The organism is Rhizorhabdus argentea (assembly GCF_037861105.1).
GTDB lineage: Bacteria > Pseudomonadota > Alphaproteobacteria > Sphingomonadales > Sphingomonadaceae > Rhizorhabdus > Rhizorhabdus argentea.
This window is the reverse complement of the sequence record NZ_JBANFK010000014.1, coordinates 82530-99200: the sequence shown is the minus strand read 5'-3', so window position 1 is coordinate 99200 and position 16671 is coordinate 82530. Positions and strand designations below refer to the sequence as shown.

16 protein-coding genes and 1 pseudogene are annotated in these 16671 nt (G+C 65.7%); 7 read left to right on the top strand and 10 right to left on the bottom strand.

The window, feature by feature from the left end:
* The first annotated feature begins 161 nt into the window (after positions 1–161).
* The 3 genes from AAC645_RS13785 (at position 162) to dcd (ending at position 1831) form a co-directional block, all read left to right on the top strand.
* The gene (locus AAC645_RS13785; RefSeq protein ID WP_340316812.1) at positions 162–644 is read left to right on the top strand and encodes a UPF0262 family protein; all 483 of its coding nucleotides are present in this window, start codon (positions 162–164) and stop codon (positions 642–644) included.
* Between the two features lie 10 nt (positions 645–654).
* The gene (locus tag AAC645_RS13780) at positions 655–1107 is read left to right on the top strand and encodes a cytidine deaminase (protein ID WP_340316811.1); all 453 of its coding nucleotides are present in this window, start codon (positions 655–657) and stop codon (positions 1105–1107) included.
* A 169-nt stretch (positions 1108–1276) separates the two neighbouring features.
* Positions 1277–1831: a dCTP deaminase gene (dcd, locus tag AAC645_RS13775; protein WP_340316810.1), complete on the top strand. Its 555-nt coding sequence runs from the start codon at positions 1277–1279 to the stop codon at positions 1829–1831.
* A 28-nt stretch (positions 1832–1859) separates the two neighbouring features.
* On the opposite strand, the gene AAC645_RS13770 is transcribed toward dcd, so the two are convergent.
* On the bottom strand, positions 1860–4160 hold the full coding sequence (locus AAC645_RS13770; RefSeq protein WP_340316802.1) for a ribonuclease R family protein: 2301 nt from the start codon (positions 4158–4160) through the stop codon (positions 1860–1862).
* Between the two features lie 138 nt (positions 4161–4298).
* Here AAC645_RS13770 and AAC645_RS13765 point away from each other — a divergent pair, with 138 nt between their 5' ends.
* Together AAC645_RS13765 and AAC645_RS13760 are read left to right on the top strand one after the other, a co-directional pair.
* Complete coding sequence (locus AAC645_RS13765) at positions 4299–5039, top strand: energy transducer TonB (protein ID WP_340316801.1); 741 nt, start codon at positions 4299–4301, stop codon at positions 5037–5039.
* A 7-nt stretch (positions 5040–5046) separates the two neighbouring features.
* A complete protein-coding gene (locus AAC645_RS13760; protein WP_340316800.1) occupies positions 5047–5730 on the top strand; it encodes a Fe2+-dependent dioxygenase in 684 nt (227 codons plus the stop codon).
* 147 nt (positions 5731–5877) lie between these two features.
* On the opposite strand, the gene def is transcribed toward AAC645_RS13760, so the two are convergent.
* A complete protein-coding gene (def, locus tag AAC645_RS13755; RefSeq protein WP_340316799.1) occupies positions 5878–6411 on the bottom strand; it encodes a peptide deformylase in 534 nt (177 codons plus the stop codon).
* A 47-nt stretch (positions 6412–6458) separates the two neighbouring features.
* Positions 6459–7055, bottom strand: a complete 597-nt coding sequence (gene recR, locus AAC645_RS13750) for a recombination mediator RecR (RefSeq protein WP_340316798.1) — start codon at positions 7053–7055, stop codon at positions 6459–6461.
* 53 nt (positions 7056–7108) lie between these two features.
* Between recR and fmt the strand changes: the two genes are divergently transcribed.
* Together fmt and truA are read left to right on the top strand one after the other, a co-directional pair.
* Complete coding sequence (gene fmt / locus AAC645_RS13745) at positions 7109–8035, top strand: methionyl-tRNA formyltransferase (RefSeq protein ID WP_340316796.1); 927 nt, start codon at positions 7109–7111, stop codon at positions 8033–8035.
* A complete protein-coding gene (truA, locus tag AAC645_RS13740; RefSeq protein ID WP_340316795.1) occupies positions 8032–8772 on the top strand; it encodes a tRNA pseudouridine(38-40) synthase TruA in 741 nt (246 codons plus the stop codon). The genes fmt and truA overlap by 4 nt, the downstream gene beginning before the upstream one ends.
* 114 nt (positions 8773–8886) lie before the next feature.
* Here truA and AAC645_RS13735 read toward each other — a convergent pair whose 3' ends face one another.
* The 7 genes and pseudogenes from AAC645_RS13735 to AAC645_RS13710 all read right to left on the bottom strand — a co-directional run bounded on the left by AAC645_RS13735 (position 8887) and on the right by AAC645_RS13710 (position 16656).
* Positions 8887–9819 (bottom strand): hypothetical protein, encoded by a 933-nt coding sequence (locus AAC645_RS13735; RefSeq protein WP_340316794.1) that lies wholly within the window; start codon positions 9817–9819, stop codon positions 8887–8889.
* Positions 9777–9962 (bottom strand): annotated as a pseudogene (locus AAC645_RS20475) (DUF6471 domain-containing protein). Before AAC645_RS20475 ends, AAC645_RS13735 begins: the two are co-directional and overlap by 43 nt.
* Before the next feature lie 131 nt (positions 9963–10093).
* A complete protein-coding gene (locus AAC645_RS13730; protein WP_340316793.1) occupies positions 10094–11998 on the bottom strand; it encodes an XrtA/PEP-CTERM system amidotransferase in 1905 nt (634 codons plus the stop codon).
* 4 nt (positions 11999–12002) lie between these two features.
* Positions 12003–13193: a TIGR03087 family PEP-CTERM/XrtA system glycosyltransferase gene (locus tag AAC645_RS13725; RefSeq protein WP_340316792.1), complete on the bottom strand. Its 1191-nt coding sequence runs from the start codon at positions 13191–13193 to the stop codon at positions 12003–12005.
* A complete protein-coding gene (locus AAC645_RS13720) occupies positions 13193–14242 on the bottom strand; it encodes a FemAB family XrtA/PEP-CTERM system-associated protein (RefSeq protein WP_340316791.1) in 1050 nt (349 codons plus the stop codon). The genes AAC645_RS13725 and AAC645_RS13720 overlap by 1 nt, the downstream gene beginning before the upstream one ends.
* A gap of 4 nt (positions 14243–14246) precedes the next feature.
* Complete coding sequence (locus tag AAC645_RS13715) at positions 14247–15092, bottom strand: XrtA system polysaccharide deacetylase (protein WP_340316808.1); 846 nt, start codon at positions 15090–15092, stop codon at positions 14247–14249.
* Between the two features lie 7 nt (positions 15093–15099).
* Positions 15100–16656, bottom strand: a complete 1557-nt coding sequence (locus tag AAC645_RS13710; RefSeq protein WP_340316789.1) for an ExeA family protein — start codon at positions 16654–16656, stop codon at positions 15100–15102.
* Positions 16657–16671 lie beyond the last annotated feature (15 nt).

Below are 16671 nucleotides of genomic sequence, written 5' to 3'. Positions count from 1 at the left end.
TACTTCTTTCTGTGTTCGGGGGGCGATTCTTTTTTTTTTTTTTTTGTTCTTCTGGCGCCCCCCCCCCCTCCTTCGCTCTTTGGGGTTGTTTTCCCGGGGGGGGGGGGCCCCCCCCCCCCCCCCCCCCCCCCGGCCGATGACGCTCTATGGCCAACAGCCGCATGTCCGATCCGCGCATCATCGCCATCGATCTTGATGAAAAGACGATCATCTGGCGCAACGCCGATGTGGAGCAGGAGCGGCGCGTCGCGATCTTCGATCTGCTCGAAGCCAACTACTTCAAGCCACTAAAGCCGTATCCGCAGGATTATGCCGGACCCTACCGGGTCAAGCTGCGCGTCGAGGAAGGGCGGCTGGCGATCGACATCACCGCGGAAAGCGGGGAACTTCTCGAGACGCTGATCCTCGGGCTCGGCAGCTTCCGCCGTCCGGTCAAGGATTATTTCGCGATCTGCGACAGCTATTTCCAGGCCATCCGGACCTCTACGGCGCAACAGATCGAGACGGTCGACATGGCCCGGCGCGGCATCCACAACGATGCGGCACAGCTTCTCAAGGACCGGCTGGAGAACAAGATCGACGTCGACTTCGATACCGCGCGCCGCCTCTTCACGCTGATCTGCGTGCTCCATATCCGTGGCTGAGCCGGTCGACCTGCGTGAGGTTGCGGGCCGCGTCCTCATCGACGCCGCCCGCGAAGCTGCTGCGCACGCCCACGCCCCCTATTCACGCTTCGGCGTCGGCGCCGCGGTGCTGCTCGGCGATGGCCGGATGGTGACCGGCACGAATTTCGAGAATGCCAGCTACGGCTTGTCGCTGTGCGCGGAGACCGTCGCAATCGCCACCGCGAACAGCCAGGGTCATCTGCGCGACATCGTCGCGATCGGAGTCGTCGGTGGCCGCCTCGGCAGGGATCGAACGATAAGCGGCTCCGACCTGGTGACGCCGTGTGGACGCTGCCGGCAAATCATCAACGAGGCCGCCGATCTGGGCGGGCAGGACATCGACATCTACTGCGGGGCAGCCGACGGCAGCGCCTTCGCCTATTATCGGGCGTCCGAACTGCTGCCGCACGCCTTCGGCCCGGCCGATCTGGGCATAAGGTAACGCCTGCTGCATCTCAGCGACCTTGCCGTCATGCTGAACTTGTTTCAGCATCCCCTCATGATCTAGGGCCATCCCCCAGTGGCGCGGTGGATGCTGAAACAAGTTCAGCATGACGATGAATGATGGCGGTCGTCTGCCGGGACGGCCGAGTGGAAGGGATTTCTACCGAATGTCGATCATGTCGGACAAGTGGATCAGAGAACAGGCGCAGAAGCACGGCATGATCGAGCCGTTCGTCGAGGCGCAGCGGCGGGACGGCTGTATCAGCTATGGCCTGTCTTCCTACGGCTATGACGCGCGGGTCGCGCCCGAGTTCAAGATCTTCACCAATGTCGATTCGGCGACCGTCGATCCCAAGAACTTCGCCCCGAACAGCTTCGTCGACCGCGAAACCGATGTCTGCGTCATTCCCCCGAACAGCTTTGCGCTGGCGCGCACCGTCGAATATTTCCGGGTGCCGCGCGACGTGCTCGTCATCTGCCTCGGAAAATCGACCTATGCGCGATGCGGCATAATCGTGAACGTGACGCCGCTCGAGCCCGGCTGGGAGGGCCATGTCACGCTCGAATTCTCGAACACCACCCCCCTCCCGGCCAAGATCTATGCCAATGAGGGCGCGTGCCAGTTCCTGTTCCTTCAGGGCAACGAACCCTGCGAGACGAGCTATGCCGACCGGGCGGGCAAATATATGGGCCAACAGGGCGTGACGCTGCCGAAGCTTTGATCGCTCTCCCCGAGCGGGAAGGGGTGAGCTAGCGCCGCCCGCCCTTATGCCGGATATTCGCTGGCCGGCCTCGCTTCCCCATCACCCGCCGGTCCTTACCGCCCTTCGGCCGCCGCATCGGGAGGTGGCTTGCGCCTTCCTCCAGTTCAAAGCGCAGCGAACCATTTATCGGACTGGCCTCGACCAGCCGCAGCCTGAGCTTCATGCCGGGGAAATAACGCTCCCCGCTCTCTTCGCCTTCCAGCGAGCGTGACGCCTCGTCATAGCGGAAGCGCTCGGCGCCCAGGGTGGAGACCGGCACCAGCCCGTCGCCGCCCAGGCCTTCCACCGTGGCAAAAAATCCGAACGGCTGGACGCCCGTGATCCGCGTGTCGAGGATCTCGCCGATCTTGGTCGACAGGAAGGCGGCGACATAGCGGTCGATGGTATCGCGCTCGGCCTCCATCGCGCGCCGCTCGGCCTGGCTGATGAGCTCGCCGATCGCCGTCATCCGCTCGGCCTCGTCCTCGGTCAGCGCCGTCCGCGCCGGGATGTCGCCGGAGCGGCCCGGCCCCGCCAGCTTCGGCTTGCCGCACTCCAGCCCATAGGCGCCCACCAGCGATCGGTGGACGAGCAAATCGGCATAGCGTCGGATCGGGCTGGTGAAATGCGCATAGCTGCCGAGCGCAAGGCCGAAATGGCCGGTATTGGTCGGTCCATAATAGGCCTGTGTCTGGCTGCGCAGCACCTGCTCCATGATCTGCGGCTTGATGGCCTCGTCGGTGATCCGGCCGAGGATGTGATTGAACGTGGCCGGGCGCACCACCTGGCCCAGCGCGAACTCCATGTCGTAGGTCGCCAGATAGTCCTTGAGTGCGACCAGCTTCTCCCGGCTCGGCGGCTCATGATCGCGGTACATGACGGGCGCCTTCTTCGCCTCGAGCGCCTTGGCCGCGGCGACATTGGCCGCGATCATATAGTCCTCGACCAGCCGATGCGCATCGAGCCGTTCGCGCGGCGCCACCGACAGGATGCGGCCCTTTTCGTCAAGCAAGACGCGGCGCTCAGGCAGGTCGAGATCGAGCGGCTCGCGCTCCTCGCGCGCTCTGAATAGCGCGTTCCAGCACGCCCATAGCGGTTTAAGCGCGGTTTCCACCAGCTCCGGGGCGAAGTTTTCGGTCGGCTCCGCGCCATCGATCGCCGCCTGCGCATCCTCATAGGCGATGTTCGCCGCGATCCGGACGATGGCGCGCGTGAAGCGCCAGCCCGCCAAGGTGCCATCCGCCTTCACCGTCAGGTGACAGACGAGCGCCGCGCGATCGACATCCTGCTTCAGCGAGCAGATGTCAGCCGACAGTTCCTCGGGCAGCATCGGCACCACCCGGTCCGGGAAGTAGACGCTGTTGCCGCGCTTCTTGGCCTCGCGATCCAAAGCCGAGCCAGGGCGGACATAGAAGGACACGTCGGCGATCGCGACGATCGCCCTGAAGCCGCCCGGATTGGAAGGGTCGTCATCCGGCGCTGCCCAGATCGCATCGTCATGATCGCGCGCATCGGCCGGATCGATCGCGACGATCGGCAGGTCGCGCAGATCTTCGCGCCCTTCGCCAAGGTCGAGCCTGGGAACGAGCTCCGCCTCTTCCAGCACCGCCTCGGGGAAGACATCTGGGATGCCATGCTTGTGGATCGCCACCAGGCTGAACGAGCGCGGCGCGAACGGATCGCCCAGCCGCTCGGTCACGCGCGCGGTGATGCGCGGTGGGCGGCCCGCCTTCTCGGCCAGCACCAGATCGCCCGCATCGGCGCCGCCGGCATCGGAGACGAGCGTGTCGCGCTTCTCGCGCTTGTCGACCGGGCGCAGCCACAGCTTGTCGCCCTCGCGGTGAAGCACGCCGAGCATCAGTTCCTCGCCGCGCGCCAGCTTCTTCATCGGATGCGCGATCCAGCCGCGGCCGGCTTCCTCGGTCCGCGCCAGGATTCGATCGCCGACGCCGAGCGCGGGGCCCTTGCGGCCGCGCAGCTCCTTCACCCGCAATTGCGGCGGCGGACCATTCTCGCCATGCCAGGTCTCGGGCACGGCCAGCGCGACGCCTTCGTCGGTGATGTCGGTCACGCGCAGCACCGTGACCTTGGGGATGCCGCCCATCTTGTGGAAGGCGCGTCCCCGCGCGCTGTCTATCAGCCCCTCGTCGGCCATGTCCTTGAGCAACGCCTTGAGCGCGATCTTCTCATGCCCCTGGAGGCCGAAGGCACGCGCGATCTCGCGCTTCCCAGCCGGTACATCGGACTTTGCGATGAAGTCGAGGATCTGTTCGCGGCTCGGAAGGCCGGGGGTAAATGTGCGGGACATGGTCCTGACATAGGTGCAGCGGCGGCATTCGTCACCCGTGCTGATCGTCGCGTGACGTTATCCGCCAAACGCTATTGCGATTGATTTGCATTCTGGATGACGCTAGCTCATCGGCATCGACAGGAGTCGGCAGGGCTGATGATGCACGCAACACTCGATCGGAGAGCGGGACTGGAGAGCGAAGCGCTCTTCTATACCGATATCCCCGATCCTGCACGCGGTCAGTTGCCGATCCATCTGGGCGAGCCACGCTCCCCCTATGGCGAGCAGAGCAATCCGAACTGGCCTATGATCATCACGATCCTGGCGCTGCACGTCGCTGCACTGTTCGCGCTGGTCAAGCTGGACGTAATCCATGTGGCAAGGCCCAAGCCGGCCCCGCTGGTCATCGATCTCATCTCCGAACCGGCACCGCCGCCGCTCGTCGAGCGGCCCAAGCCCGAACCCGTCGTCGAGCAGAAGATCGAGCCGCAGCCGGTGACGGCGCCGCCGCAGGTCATCCAGACCGTAGCGCCCCCGCCACCGCCGGTCATGGTGACGGTGGCTCCGACGCCGCCGAAGCCGGTGCCTGTCGTTCAGCCATCTGCCGGCCCGATGACCGTCGGCGATCTGGAAGCCCGTATGATCGAGGGCAAGCCACCACGCTATCCGATGGAATCGCGCCGCAAACGCGAGCAGGGCACGGTGCTGCTTCGCCTGCTGATCGGCACCGATGGCGGTGTCGAACAGGTCTCCATCGCGCAGAGCAGCGGCTTCGACCGGCTCGACCAGGCCGCGCTGCAGGCCGCTCGCGGCTGGCGCTGGCAGCCGATGATCCGTGACGGCGCGCCTGTCGCGGTGCGCGGTGTGATGCCAATCCCGTTCGTCCTCAAAAGCTGATCTTGCCATGATGCTGGCTGTCCCCGGCGTGCTGCAGGGCCGCATCCTCGATCATGTCCGCGATCTCGTGACCGGCGCCGGCTGGATCGACGGCAACGCGACCTCCGGTCATCAATCGGCGCTCGCCAAGCAGAACCGCCAGCTGCCCGAGGACTGCGCGGCGGCGCGAGACGCCGGGTCGACGATCCTGGATGCACTCGGCGGCTCGCCCCTGTTCATCGCCTCTGCACTACCGCTCAAAGTATTTCCGCCGCTGTTCAACCGCTATGGCGTCGGCGACCGGTTCGACACCCATGTCGACAGCGCGATCCGGGTGAAGCGGGGCAGCGACTTCCGCATTCGCGCGGACCTGTCGGCGACACTCTTCCTTTCCGATCCGGACAGCTATGACGGTGGCGAACTCGTCGTCGAGGATCTGTTCGGCACGCATGCCGCCAAGGGCGCGGCGGGCGACCTGGTGGTCTATCCATCCTCCAGCCTGCACCATGTGACGCCGGTCACCCGCGGCGAGCGGCTCTGCGCCTTCTTCTGGATCCAGAGCATGGTGCGCGACGACGGCGCGCGGCGCACGCTGTTCGACCTCGACGGTGCAATCCAGACGATCGCCACCGATCGTGGCCAGGACGATCCGGCGATCATCAAGCTAACCGGGGTGTACCACAATCTGTTGAGGCGCTGGGCGGAAGCTTAGAGCATGCCGCGAACAAACAGACCGCTCATCCAGAGTAAGGGCTGAGTTTGTCGAAGCCCGCATCGAAGGACGTCCTTCGAGACGCCACGTCGCCAGGCTCAGTAGCTCCTAAGGATGAGCGGGTGAGACAACGCGGCTGGGTCTAAACTATGCCGCGCGGTTCGCCCGGCGCGCCTTTTCCAGCTTCTTGAGCACCATGTCGCGCTTCAGCCGCGACAGATGGTCGATGAAGAGAATGCCTTCGAGATGGTCGATCTCATGTTGCAGGCAGGTCGCCAGCAGCCCTTCGAGCTTTTCTTCATGCTGCGCGCCCTGCTCGTCGAGCCAGCGCGCATGGATCACCGCCGGGCGCTCGACCTCGGCATATTGGTCGGGCACCGACAGGCAGCCCTCATTATAGACCGACTGGTCTTGCGAGGGATCGAACAGTTCGGGATTGATGAACACGCGGGGCTGCCGGATCGGCTTGCCCTCGGCGTCCTCCTGCTCCTGCAGGTCAATCACCAGTACCCGTTTCGGCACGCCGATCTGGATCGCCGCGAGGCCGATCCCGGGCGCATCATACATCGTCTCGAACATGTCGGCGATCAGTGCGCGCAGTTCGTCGTCGATGCCGTCGACGGGCTTCGAGATGGTGCGCAGCCGCGGGTCGGGCGCTTCGAGGATCGGACGGATGGCCATCACGTTGAGCTAGGTAATCGGGGCCGAATCGTCAAGGTGGCTACCCGTCACGACACCGGCCGCCGCGCCCTGAGCGCCTGGGCCAATGTCCCCTCGTCGAGATAGTCGAGCTCGCCACCGACGGGCAGGCCATGCGCCAGCTGGGTCAGCCGGATCGGCAGTGTCTCCAGCCGGTCGGCGATATAATGGGCGGTGGTCTGGCCTTCGAGCGTGGCGTTCATAGCCAGCACCACCTCGTCGATCCCGCCCGCCGCCACCCGGCCGATCAGCAGGTCGATCGACAGATCCTCGGGCCGGACGCCGTCGAGCGCCGAGAGCCGCCCGCCGAGCACATGATAGCGACCCGGAAACAACCGCGAGCGATCGAGCGCCCAGAGATCGGCGACTTCCTCGACCACGCACAGCATCCGCGCATCCCGGCGCGGATCGTTGCAGATGCCGCATGGATCGCTGGTGTCGACATTGCCGCACAGATGGCAGCTGGTGAGCTTCTCGTTCACCGCCTCCAGCGCGCGCAGCAGCGGCGCCATCGCCGCCTCGCGCTTCTTGAGCAGGTGCAGCACCGCCCGGCGCGCCGAGCGCGGGCCCAGTCCGGGCAGCTTCGCGAGCGCCTGCGTCAGTGTCTCGATTTCCGGAGATGCCATGCGCTTATCGATATGGGCTTGCATCATCGCATGGCAAGCGTTTCAGAGGGGCAATGCGTATCGCCTTCATGGGAACTCCCGACTTCGCCATACCGACGCTCGATGCGCTCGTCGCCGCAGGGCACGAGATCGTCGCGGTCTATTGCCAGCCGCCGCGCCGGGCCGGGCGCAAGCAGGCAGTGCTGCCCTCTCCCGTCCAGGCTCGGGCTGAGGCGCTGGGCCTGGCGGTAAGGCACCCGGTCAGCCTGCGCGACGCGGAGGCACAGGTGGCCTTCGCCGCGCTCGATCTCGACATCGCCGTGGTCGCGGCCTACGGCCTGATCCTGCCGCAGGCGATCCTCGATGCGCCGCCGCTTGGGTGTGTGAACGTCCATGGCTCTCTGCTGCCGCGCTGGCGCGGCGCCGCGCCGGTCCAGCGCGCCATCCTGGCCGGCGATCTCGTCACCGGCGTCACCATCATGCGGATGGAGCGCGGGCTCGACACCGGCCCGATGCTGGCCAAGATCGAAACGCCGGTTGATGCGAAGACGGGCGGCGAACTGACCGATGAGCTCGCGCGCAGCGGTGCCACGCTGATGGTGGAGGTGCTCGCCGACATGACCGCCTACCCGCCGGTCGCGCAGCCAGAAACCGGTTCGACCTACGCACCCAAGATCGACAAGAGCGAGGCCCGCATCGACTTCCGCGAACCCGCCGGCCAGGTCGAACGCCAGATCCGCGCCTTCAATCCAGTGCCCGGCGCCTGGTTCGAACACCAAGGGGAGCGCATCCGGATCCTCGCCTGCGACATCGTCGATTCCAATGGCCTGGCAGCGCCCGGCGAGGTGATCGACGACCAGCTGACGGTGGAGTGCATCGCCGGCGCGATCCGCCCGACCCGCGTCCAGCGCGCGGGCAAGGCGGCGATGAGCACTGTGGAAATGCTGCGCGGCTTCGCGATACCGGCCGGAGCCCATCTCGCCACCTCGTCCTTCGAATGACACGTTTCCGTCTGACGGTGGAATATGACGGCCGCCCCTTCATGGGGTGGCAGCGCCAGGCGCACGGGCCCAGCGTCCAGCAGGCGATCGAGGAGGCGGTGACCGCGATCACCGGCGAGACGCCCCCGCTCCACGCCGCCGGCCGCACCGATGCCGGCGTCCATGGCCGGGCCATGTCCGCCCATGTCGATATCGCCCGCGCCATCACGCCCTTCCGGCTTGGGGAGGCGATCAACGCTCGGCTGCGCCCGCTGCCGGTTGCCATCCTCGCCTGCGAGACGATCGACGACGACTGGCACGCCCGCTTTTCCTGCATCGGGCGACGCTACATCTACCGGATCGTCAACCGGCGCGCCCCGCTGACGCTCGAGGCCGGACTGGCCTGGCAGGTGGCGGCGGAGCTCGATGCAGCCGCCATGCACGACGCGGCGCAACGCCTGGTCGGCGCGCATGACTTCACCACCTTCCGCTCGGCCCATTGCCAGGCGCTAAGTCCGCTGAAGAGCCTCGACCGGCTCGACGTGCGGCGCAACGGGGAGGTCATCGAGATCGAGGCGGCGGCGCGCTCCTTCCTCCACCACCAGGTCCGCTCGATGGTCGGCTGCCTGATGCTCGTCGGGCGGGGCAAGTGGACTGCGGATGATCTGTCGGGTGCGCTGGAAGCTCGGGATCGAGCACGGCTCGGGTTCAACGCCCCACCCGACGGGCTCTACTTCATGGAAGCGGTGTACGCCTGAGATCCTGCCCGCGCTGCGCACGGCGCGAGTTTCCAGCATTATGTAGCAAACGCACCCACGGGGTGCCGCTCGTTCTGCCGCTCCAATAGGAGCGTAGAGCGTTCTCTGAGACGTCTAAAATATCTTGTTCTCTTTGTAATAATTGCCGGTGCGGGCAATCCAAAAATCGTTGCCGCGCCCTATGGCGGCAGCCGTGCTTTCAAAGCGGAAATGGGTTTCGTGGCCATAGCCAAATACGTCGCGGTATTTAACCCATCCATATACGTGGATGGCGGCATCTCCCTGGCTAAAATGGGCGCAGACATCGTCGGGGAACGGCGCCGTGCAGACGTTGTTCAGAAACTCGCCTTGGAGGATCGAGGCAGGGCGATCCTCCGATGGATCGGATTCGATGAGGGGAAGATCCACGTTAGTGTCACCCCCCATCGAAACAGCAATTCTCACGTGGCAAAAAGCGTCGAGTGCAGGAGTGGACCCGCCGTTTTTGAATATGACGCGAACGGCGATCTTATCGGCCTGCCCTGGGCGAATTTCATACTTGGTCTGGGACACCTCCATATAAGCGCGGAGTTGGTGTCTGGCGTTTTCAGCGGTAACCAGAACGTGTGCGGAGGCGGCGTCGGCATTCCTCTCAGCGATAGTCAGGGCGCTATCGGCGTCCTTGGTGGCGGCTTCAGCGGCCAAGACAGCCTTCCGTGTATAGTGGAGCGTGGCTATCAGCCCGACCACGCCAAACAGGCCAGCCCAGAAGCTTCGCTCTGTCCACAAGGCCCCCGCTTCAGCGGCCCGCGCTGCCTTCCACTGAGCACACAGATCGGATTCGTCCTGCCCCTTTGGCTCGTGGCATGGCTCGCGATATTCCGGGGGCTGAATTTCATCGGCCAGCGCAAGTTCAGTGGCGTGTGCGTTGTCGGCGGCGTAGCGATAGGGCTCGTACCGCTGTTCCTGGGGATAATTTGAGGCGGCCAAATTGAACCCAAAAATGATCGCCCAAAGGAGTGCGGTTAATCCAGACGCAGCGACGAGACCCCGATAGCCGCTAGACATTGAAGCAGAAACGCAGCCGTAAAGCCGCCTCGGCCGATCTTGTTGTTAAGATTGCGCTCGTTCTATGTGACGCCGATCGACGCCAGCTTTTCCGCCAACTGTGCATAATTGACCCCCTGCTGCTCAAGCTCACCCTTAAGCAGGTTCTTCGCGCGAGTCTCATACTCAGACGACGCCCATCGCCATGTGATCGGTCATGCTCGAAATTTAACGGGAGACACGCTAGAAGGGCAGGAGGACGTTGGTGCAATTGCTACATAATGCCGCGAGTTTCTCAGCCCCGTCCCACCCCAAACAGGCTCGACAGCGACTTGTCGAGCATCATCAGCTGCCACAGCAGCCGGCCGTGGTCGCTGCGCCCGCTCTGGTGCTCGGTGACGATCATGTCGAGCGCCTCGCCGTCGAACCAGCCGGTCTCGCTCAGCGCGGACCCGCGCGCGATTCTTTGTGTCTCCGCTGCGAGCGGGCCGCGGAACCAGGCGCTGATCGGGGTGGCGAAACCCATCTTCTTGCGGAACAGTATATCGTCTGGGAGGTAGCGCCGCATCGCCTGCTTCATCAGCCATTTGCCGGTCGAGCCGCGCGCGCGCATGCCCACCGGCAGACGTGCACCGAACTCGATCAGCCGATAGTCGAGCAACGGCTCGCGCGCCTCCAGGCTCACCGCCATGCTGGTACGGTCGACCTTGGTGAGGATATCGCCGGGTAGCCAGATCTTGAGATCGGCATATTGCGCACGGTCGAGCCCGCTTCGTGCCGGCGCCGCGCGCATGGCGGCGATGTAGCGGTCCTCGGCGCGGTGGCCCTGCAGCTCGGCGCGCGCGCTGTCCGAATAGATGCGCTGGCGCAGCGGCTGCGCCGTCACGCCGACGGCGTCGGCATAGGCCTCCTCACTGGACCGGCCGAGCGCCTGCAAGGTGCTCTTGGCGCGGAGCATCTGCGGCGCCCAGTCGAGCTTGGGATAGATTTCCCCCAGCGTTCCGAATAGGCTGGCGCGCATCCGCGTCGGCAGCAGCCGGCGGATATTCTCCTCGGTGTTGAAGAAGGTCAGCCGCCGATAGCCGGCGAAGGCTTCATCTGCGCCGTCGCCGGACAGCGCGACCTTTACCGTCTCGCGCGCGAGTTCGGACACCCGGTAGGTCGGCAGCGCCGAGGCGTCGGCGAAGGGTTCGTCGAAGGCGCGCACCAGCGTATCGATCAGCCCATAATCGTCGGCCGAGACGATGCGGCTGCGATGATCGGTCGCGAAGCGCGCGGCAACCTGGGCGGCATAGCGTGACTCGTCGAAGTCGGGATGGTCGAAGCCGATCGAACAGGTCTTGACGGCCTTGGCGCTGACCTCCGCCATCAGCGCGACCACCGCCGAACTGTCGACGCCGCCCGACAGGAAGGCGCCCAACGGCACATCGGCGACCATGCGCGACGATACCGCAGCGCGCATCTTGTCGATCAGCGCGTCCTGGAGCGCCGCGGCCGAACCCCGCTCGCGATCGGCGAAGCTGACGTCCCACCACTGCACCGGGGCCGGCAGCGGCATGCCACGCCTGAGCAGCAGATGATGTCCGGCCGGGAGCTTCTTGACGCCGGCCACGATGCAGGCGCCGTCGGGCACGTAGCCGAGGCCGAGATAATCGTCGATCGCGCTGAAATCCGGCGTCCGCCGCAGCAGCGGGTGGACGAGCAGCGCCTTGAGTTCGGAACCGAAGATCACGCTGCCGTCGGACAGCTCGGCATAGTGGAGCGGCTTAACGCCGAGCCTATCGCGTGCCAGGAACAGACAGCCGCGCCGCGCATCGTGGATCGCGAAGGCGAACATGCCGTTCAGCCGCGGCAGGCAATCGGGGCCCCAGCGCTCCCAAGCCTGCAGGATCACCTCCGTGTCGCTGTTGGTGTGGAAGACATGGCCGAGTGCTTCGAGTTCGGCGCGCACTTCCAGGAAATTGTAGATCTCGCCATTGAAGATCAGCACCGACTGACCGTCCTCGCTGGCCATCGGCTGGACCCCGCCGACGAGGTCGATGATCGACAACCGGCGATGCCCCAGCCCCACGCCCGGCGCGGTCCAGACGCCTTCGCCATCGGGCCCGCGATGGACGATGGCGTCGGTCATCGCGCGGATCCGAGCCTGGTCGACGGGCTTGGCCGTCTGCAGATGGAATATACCGGCGATACCGCACATCGCTTCAGTCGATCCCTATCATCTGGTCGAGCGCGCTGAGCTGCGCATCCCATCCGTAGCGCAAGATCATGTGCGCGCGCGCCGCCGAGCCGATCCTGTCGCCGGCGGCGGGATCGGAGATGAGGTGGCTGATGGCGTTGGCCATGTCATAGCCATTGGCAACGATCAGGTGCTCGCCGGGAACGGCGTCGATCCCCTCGAAGGCCGCCGGCGAGGCGACTACCGGCCGGGCCATTGCCATGGCCTCCAGCACCTTGTTCTGAACGCCGCGTGCGATTTCAAGCGGCGCGACCACCGCGGCGGCGGCGGCGATCCACGGCCGCACATCCGGCACCTCACCGGTGACGATGACATTCTTGAGCTTCGACAGCTCCTTGACCGCGGGCTTGGGATCGCGTCCGACAATCGCGAACAAGGTCGCCGGATGTTTGGCGCGGATCGCCGGAAAGGTCCGCCGGGCAAAATAGTCGACCGCCTCGACATTGGGGCGATAATCCATCTGTCCGGTGAACACGATCATCGGCTCCGCGCCGCCGACGCGCGGAAAGCCGGCGGGATCGAATTTAGCGGTATCGATGCCATTGTCGAGCGCGCGGACATGGGAAACCGCGAGCCCCGCCCGCCTGCGGAACAGCGCGGCCTCGGCCTCGCTGACGAACAGGTTGATGTCGGACCAGCGCCCGACATGATTTTCATATTGGGCCAGCAGGCGTCCCTCGCGCCGGTGAATCCAACCCATCAGCCCGCGCTCGGCGGCGCCATAGGTCGCGAACTTCTCGGAATCGACGTCGACGAAATCCATGATGAAGCGCCGCCCACCACGCTCGTCGGGAACGAACTGAGCCATCTGGCCCGAATAGGCGAAGATCGTGTCGATCGGCCGCTCGGCGAGGAGGTTGTCCACCATGCGGCTGATGCGGATGGAGCCGAACGCCGTCACCGACACCGGATCACCATGCACCAGCGCCTCGATCCCCGCCCGCAGTTTCGACTTCCGCCGCACCTCCACATGCAGCGAGGAGAGAATCGGCAGCAGTTCCTTGGCCGCCTTCTTGTCCTCTTCGCTGTCGACGAAGCCGAGCAGGTGCACCGGCCGCCGCCGTGCGATATGGCGCAACATGTGAAAGCTGCGGATCCGGTCGCCGCGGTCGGGCGGGAACGGTATACGGTGGGCGAGAAACATCACCTCCGCCATCAGCCCAGCCCCCGGGCGATCCAGGGACCCAGACGATTGGCGACGGACAGCGGCAATCTTTGCCACAGCGCGATCTGCAATCGGTAGCGCGGGTTCAGCGGATTGATCTCGCGCGGTTCCTGTCTCTCGGCAGTGCGCCCGGCATAGGCGAGCGGCTCGGGCTCGAAGCCCCAATTCTTCTTGAACGCGAAGGCGCCGGTCCCCAGTTTCGAGCGGCCGAAATCGAACGCGGTGCAGCCGCGTCCGCGCGCGTGGCGCATCAGCGCGAAATACATCATGTCGTTGGCGCGACACGCCCGCGCGGCGCGGCGTCCGCCGCCCCAATAGGGCATCACCACGCCCTTGTGGTACAGACTGAGCACGCTCGACAGCGGTACGCCGCCCTGGCTGACGGTCAGGATGTCGGCGTCGTGGCCGAAACCGTCGAGCACCGCATCGAACAGGGCCCGGGGAAAGACCGGCGTCCCGAGGTTGCGGACGCTCTCCGCATAGACGGCATAATGGTCGGCGCGATCCTGCTCCTCGACGCCGGTGCGCACCTGCAGTTCAAGGCCCTGCGCGCGACGCACTTCGGCGCGCTGCTTGCGCGGGATCGCCAGCAGTTCGGCTTCGTCGTCGCGGGCGAGCGGCCGGGCGAAGCCGGCGTAGATGCCCTGCGCGACGTACCAGCCCTCGCCCGACGGCAGCGTCCCGCCGCGCAGCTCGAGCGAGGGACAGCTCAACCGTTCGGCCAGCGCCCAGCCAGCCTCCGCCAACGCATCCACGGCGCCCTGATCGTCGCCGATGGGGCCACCACCCACCGCGAAGCCAGCCGAAGCGAGCGCGCGGCCGAACAGCGGCGAATGGACCTCGCTCAGAGGCAACAGCCCGACGATTTCGCCACCACGTTCCGCAAGCAGATAATGCGCGCTCTGTCCGCAGCCGCGCTCGACCGCGCGGCTCCAGGCGGGGCGATGGAAGGCGCTGCCGCCGCGATGCTCTGCGACATAGGCATCGATCGCCTGCAGTTGCGCGTCGTCGGACAGATCGGCACATCGGATCGTCGTCATGGGGTCAGGCCGCCCGTGCCACTTCGGCAGCAGCGATCGCGTCCACCCTGCCCCAGCGAAAGTCGCCGATCACCCGCTCGAGCTTTCCTTCCATCGCGCCCAGCCGCGCATAATGGCGGATCTTCGACTTGAGTGGCGCCTTGGCGACGCGCGGCTGGCCGGTGTCGATCTCCCAAGGGTGGAAATAGAAGATCGCGGGCCGCTGCTCGGCGTTCACTTGCCGGATCGCCCAGCGTGAAAAGGCATAGGGGAAGAGCCGGAAAAACCCGCCGCCGCCGGCCGCGACGATGCGGCCCCGCAACCGCGCGGTCGTCACCGGCAGTTCGACCAGCGGGCTGCCCTCCACCGGGCGAAAGGCGAAGCGGGGCGCCTCGGGCCAGCCATAATGGTCGTGCGCGACCGGCGCGACGCTCGACGAATAGGCATAGCCTTCCTCAGCGAGGATCTCGTGCGCCCAGGGCGTGCGCCGATCGATCGAGAAGCTGGGCGCGCGATAGCCCGTCACCTTCTGACCGCTCAAATCTTCGAGCATGGCGCGGGTACGGCGAATGTCATCGCGAAACTGGTCGGGCGTCATCGTGAACACACGGACATGATCCCAGCCATGGCTGGCGAGTTCATGACCGGAATCGACGATGCGACGGATCAATTGGGGATGACGCTGCGCGACCCAACCGAGCGTGAAGAAGGTCGCCTTGACTGCGCCGCGGCCGAACAACTCGATCACCGCATCGCTGTTGCGCTCGACGCGAGGGGCCAAGCTGTCCCAGTCATCGCGGCGGATGGTCTTCTCGAAGGCCCCGACCTGAAACCAGTCTTCGATATCGACCGAGAGGCCGTTGACCACCATCGGCTGGTCAGGCCGCATCCTGGTTGCCGCCGCTGCCGCTCCCCTGCGGATCCTGTGGCGACCGCGGATCATTTTCGACCAGTTCGACGAGCAGCGACAGAGTCCGCCGCAGGATGGCCTCCTGCTCGGCAAGCCGCGCCTCGAGCTCGGCGTTGCGGGCGGCATAATCGATCGCATCGGCGGCCGGCGAAGCAGCCGGAGGCGGCGCGGCAGGCTGATAGGCAGGGGGCGAATAGGCTGGCGGTTGGGGTGTGGGTGCGAAAGCTGCGTAGGTCGGCTGCTGCGGCGGTGGGACGAACGCCTCATAGACAGGCTCGGGCGGCGGGGCGGCCGGCCGATACACCTGCGGCGGCACTGGAGAATAGGGGACCGGCTCAGGCTCAGGCGCCGGCACCTGCTCCACGGCGCGCAATTGCGGGCGGGCCGGTGCGAGCGGCGAGCTCGGCGCGACCGCGTCGGGAGGTACGAATCCGTCATAACGCGGCGGCTGTTCGATCGCCGGCGGCGGGACATTGTCGGGGAGCGCAGCGAAGGGGTCGCCGTTCATCACGAATGGCGGTGGCGGCTCTTCCTCGTCGAACGGTGCATAGCTGTCATAGGATGGCTGGGCCGGAATGGCGGGCGGCGGCGAAAATGCTGCCGGCGCTGGAAAGGCTGGCGCCTCCGCGCTCATGACCGACTGGCCGACGGGGAGATCGGGATAGGGCTGCGGCATCGCCTGGGCCAGCGGCTGCGGACCCGCGGCGGGCATGATGCTTTCGCTTGCCAGATCGGCGGCGACGTCCTCGACCACCTCGCCGTCGATGTCCGTCAGACGCTCGATCGCGCCCTGCAGCATCACGCGTCCGGCCAGCATGTTAAGTCGCCGGGGGATTCCGTCCGAGAGACGGTGGAACGCCTGATAGGCGTCCTGAGTGAAGCGCGGCGTTCCTTTCCAGCCGGCACAGGCGAGCCGGTGCATGATGTAAGGCGCGGCCTCGTCGGGATTCATCGCTGTGAGATGATGGGTGGCGATAACCCGCTGACGCAACTGCTCAAAGCGCGGCTGTCCCAGCGCGTCCCGGAACTCGGGCTGGCCGAGCAGGAATATCTGGAGCAGAGCCTGGCCGCCGAACTGGAAATTCGACAGCATGCGCAGTTCCTCGAGCGCGGACATCGGCAGGTTCTGAGCTTCATCGACGATCAGCAGGGTACGTTTGCCGCTGCGTGCCTGTTCGTGCAGGAAGCGCTCGATCCGTGCGAGAAGCTGGCCCTTTGCCGCGACATCGGTTGCCACGCCGAGCGCCAGCGCAACGATCCGCAATATGTCCTCGCCCTCGAGCTGCGTCGAGACGAGGTTGATCGCCGTCAGCCGCGCACGATCGATCGTCGCCATCAGCCGGCCCACCAGCATTGTCTTGCCGGTTCCGACTTCACCAGTGACGACGATGAAGCCCTCACCCTGGGCCAGTCCATAGCCGAGGTAGGTCATCGCCTTGCGGTGGGTTGCACTTTCGAAATAAAAGCGCGGATCGGGTGTGAGCTGAAACGGCCTGTCGCTCAGGCCGTAGGGATCATGGTCCAATTCGACCCTCCCGAC

What these genes read in the sequence shown, in the direction of transcription:
- AAC645_RS13785 (WP_340316812.1), top strand. Translation starts at nt 162, where the DNA reads ATGTCCGATCCGCGCATCATCGCCATCGATCTTGATGAAAAGACGATC.
- dcd (WP_340316810.1), top strand. Translation starts at nt 1,277, where the DNA reads ATGTCGATCATGTCGGACAAGTGGATCAGAGAACAGGCGCAGAAGCAC.
- AAC645_RS13770 (WP_340316802.1), bottom strand. Translation starts at nt 4,160, where the DNA reads ATGTCCCGCACATTTACCCCCGGCCTTCCGAGCCGCGAACAGATCCTC.
- AAC645_RS13765 (WP_340316801.1), top strand. Translation starts at nt 4,299, where the DNA reads ATGATGCACGCAACACTCGATCGGAGAGCGGGACTGGAGAGCGAAGCG.
- AAC645_RS13760 (WP_340316800.1), top strand. Translation starts at nt 5,047, where the DNA reads ATGATGCTGGCTGTCCCCGGCGTGCTGCAGGGCCGCATCCTCGATCAT.
- def (WP_340316799.1), bottom strand. Translation starts at nt 6,411, where the DNA reads ATGGCCATCCGTCCGATCCTCGAAGCGCCCGACCCGCGGCTGCGCACC.
- recR (WP_340316798.1), bottom strand. Translation starts at nt 7,055, where the DNA reads ATGGCATCTCCGGAAATCGAGACACTGACGCAGGCGCTCGCGAAGCTG.
- fmt (WP_340316796.1), top strand. Translation starts at nt 7,109, where the DNA reads ATGCGTATCGCCTTCATGGGAACTCCCGACTTCGCCATACCGACGCTC.
- truA (WP_340316795.1), top strand. Translation starts at nt 8,032, where the DNA reads ATGACACGTTTCCGTCTGACGGTGGAATATGACGGCCGCCCCTTCATG.
- AAC645_RS13735 (WP_340316794.1), bottom strand. Translation starts at nt 9,819, where the DNA reads ATGTCTAGCGGCTATCGGGGTCTCGTCGCTGCGTCTGGATTAACCGCA.
- AAC645_RS13730 (WP_340316793.1), bottom strand. Translation starts at nt 11,998, where the DNA reads ATGTGCGGTATCGCCGGTATATTCCATCTGCAGACGGCCAAGCCCGTC.
- AAC645_RS13725 (WP_340316792.1), bottom strand. Translation starts at nt 13,193, where the DNA reads ATGGCGGAGGTGATGTTTCTCGCCCACCGTATACCGTTCCCGCCCGAC.
- AAC645_RS13720 (WP_340316791.1), bottom strand. Translation starts at nt 14,242, where the DNA reads ATGACGACGATCCGATGTGCCGATCTGTCCGACGACGCGCAACTGCAG.
- AAC645_RS13715 (WP_340316808.1), bottom strand. Translation starts at nt 15,092, where the DNA reads ATGGTGGTCAACGGCCTCTCGGTCGATATCGAAGACTGGTTTCAGGTC.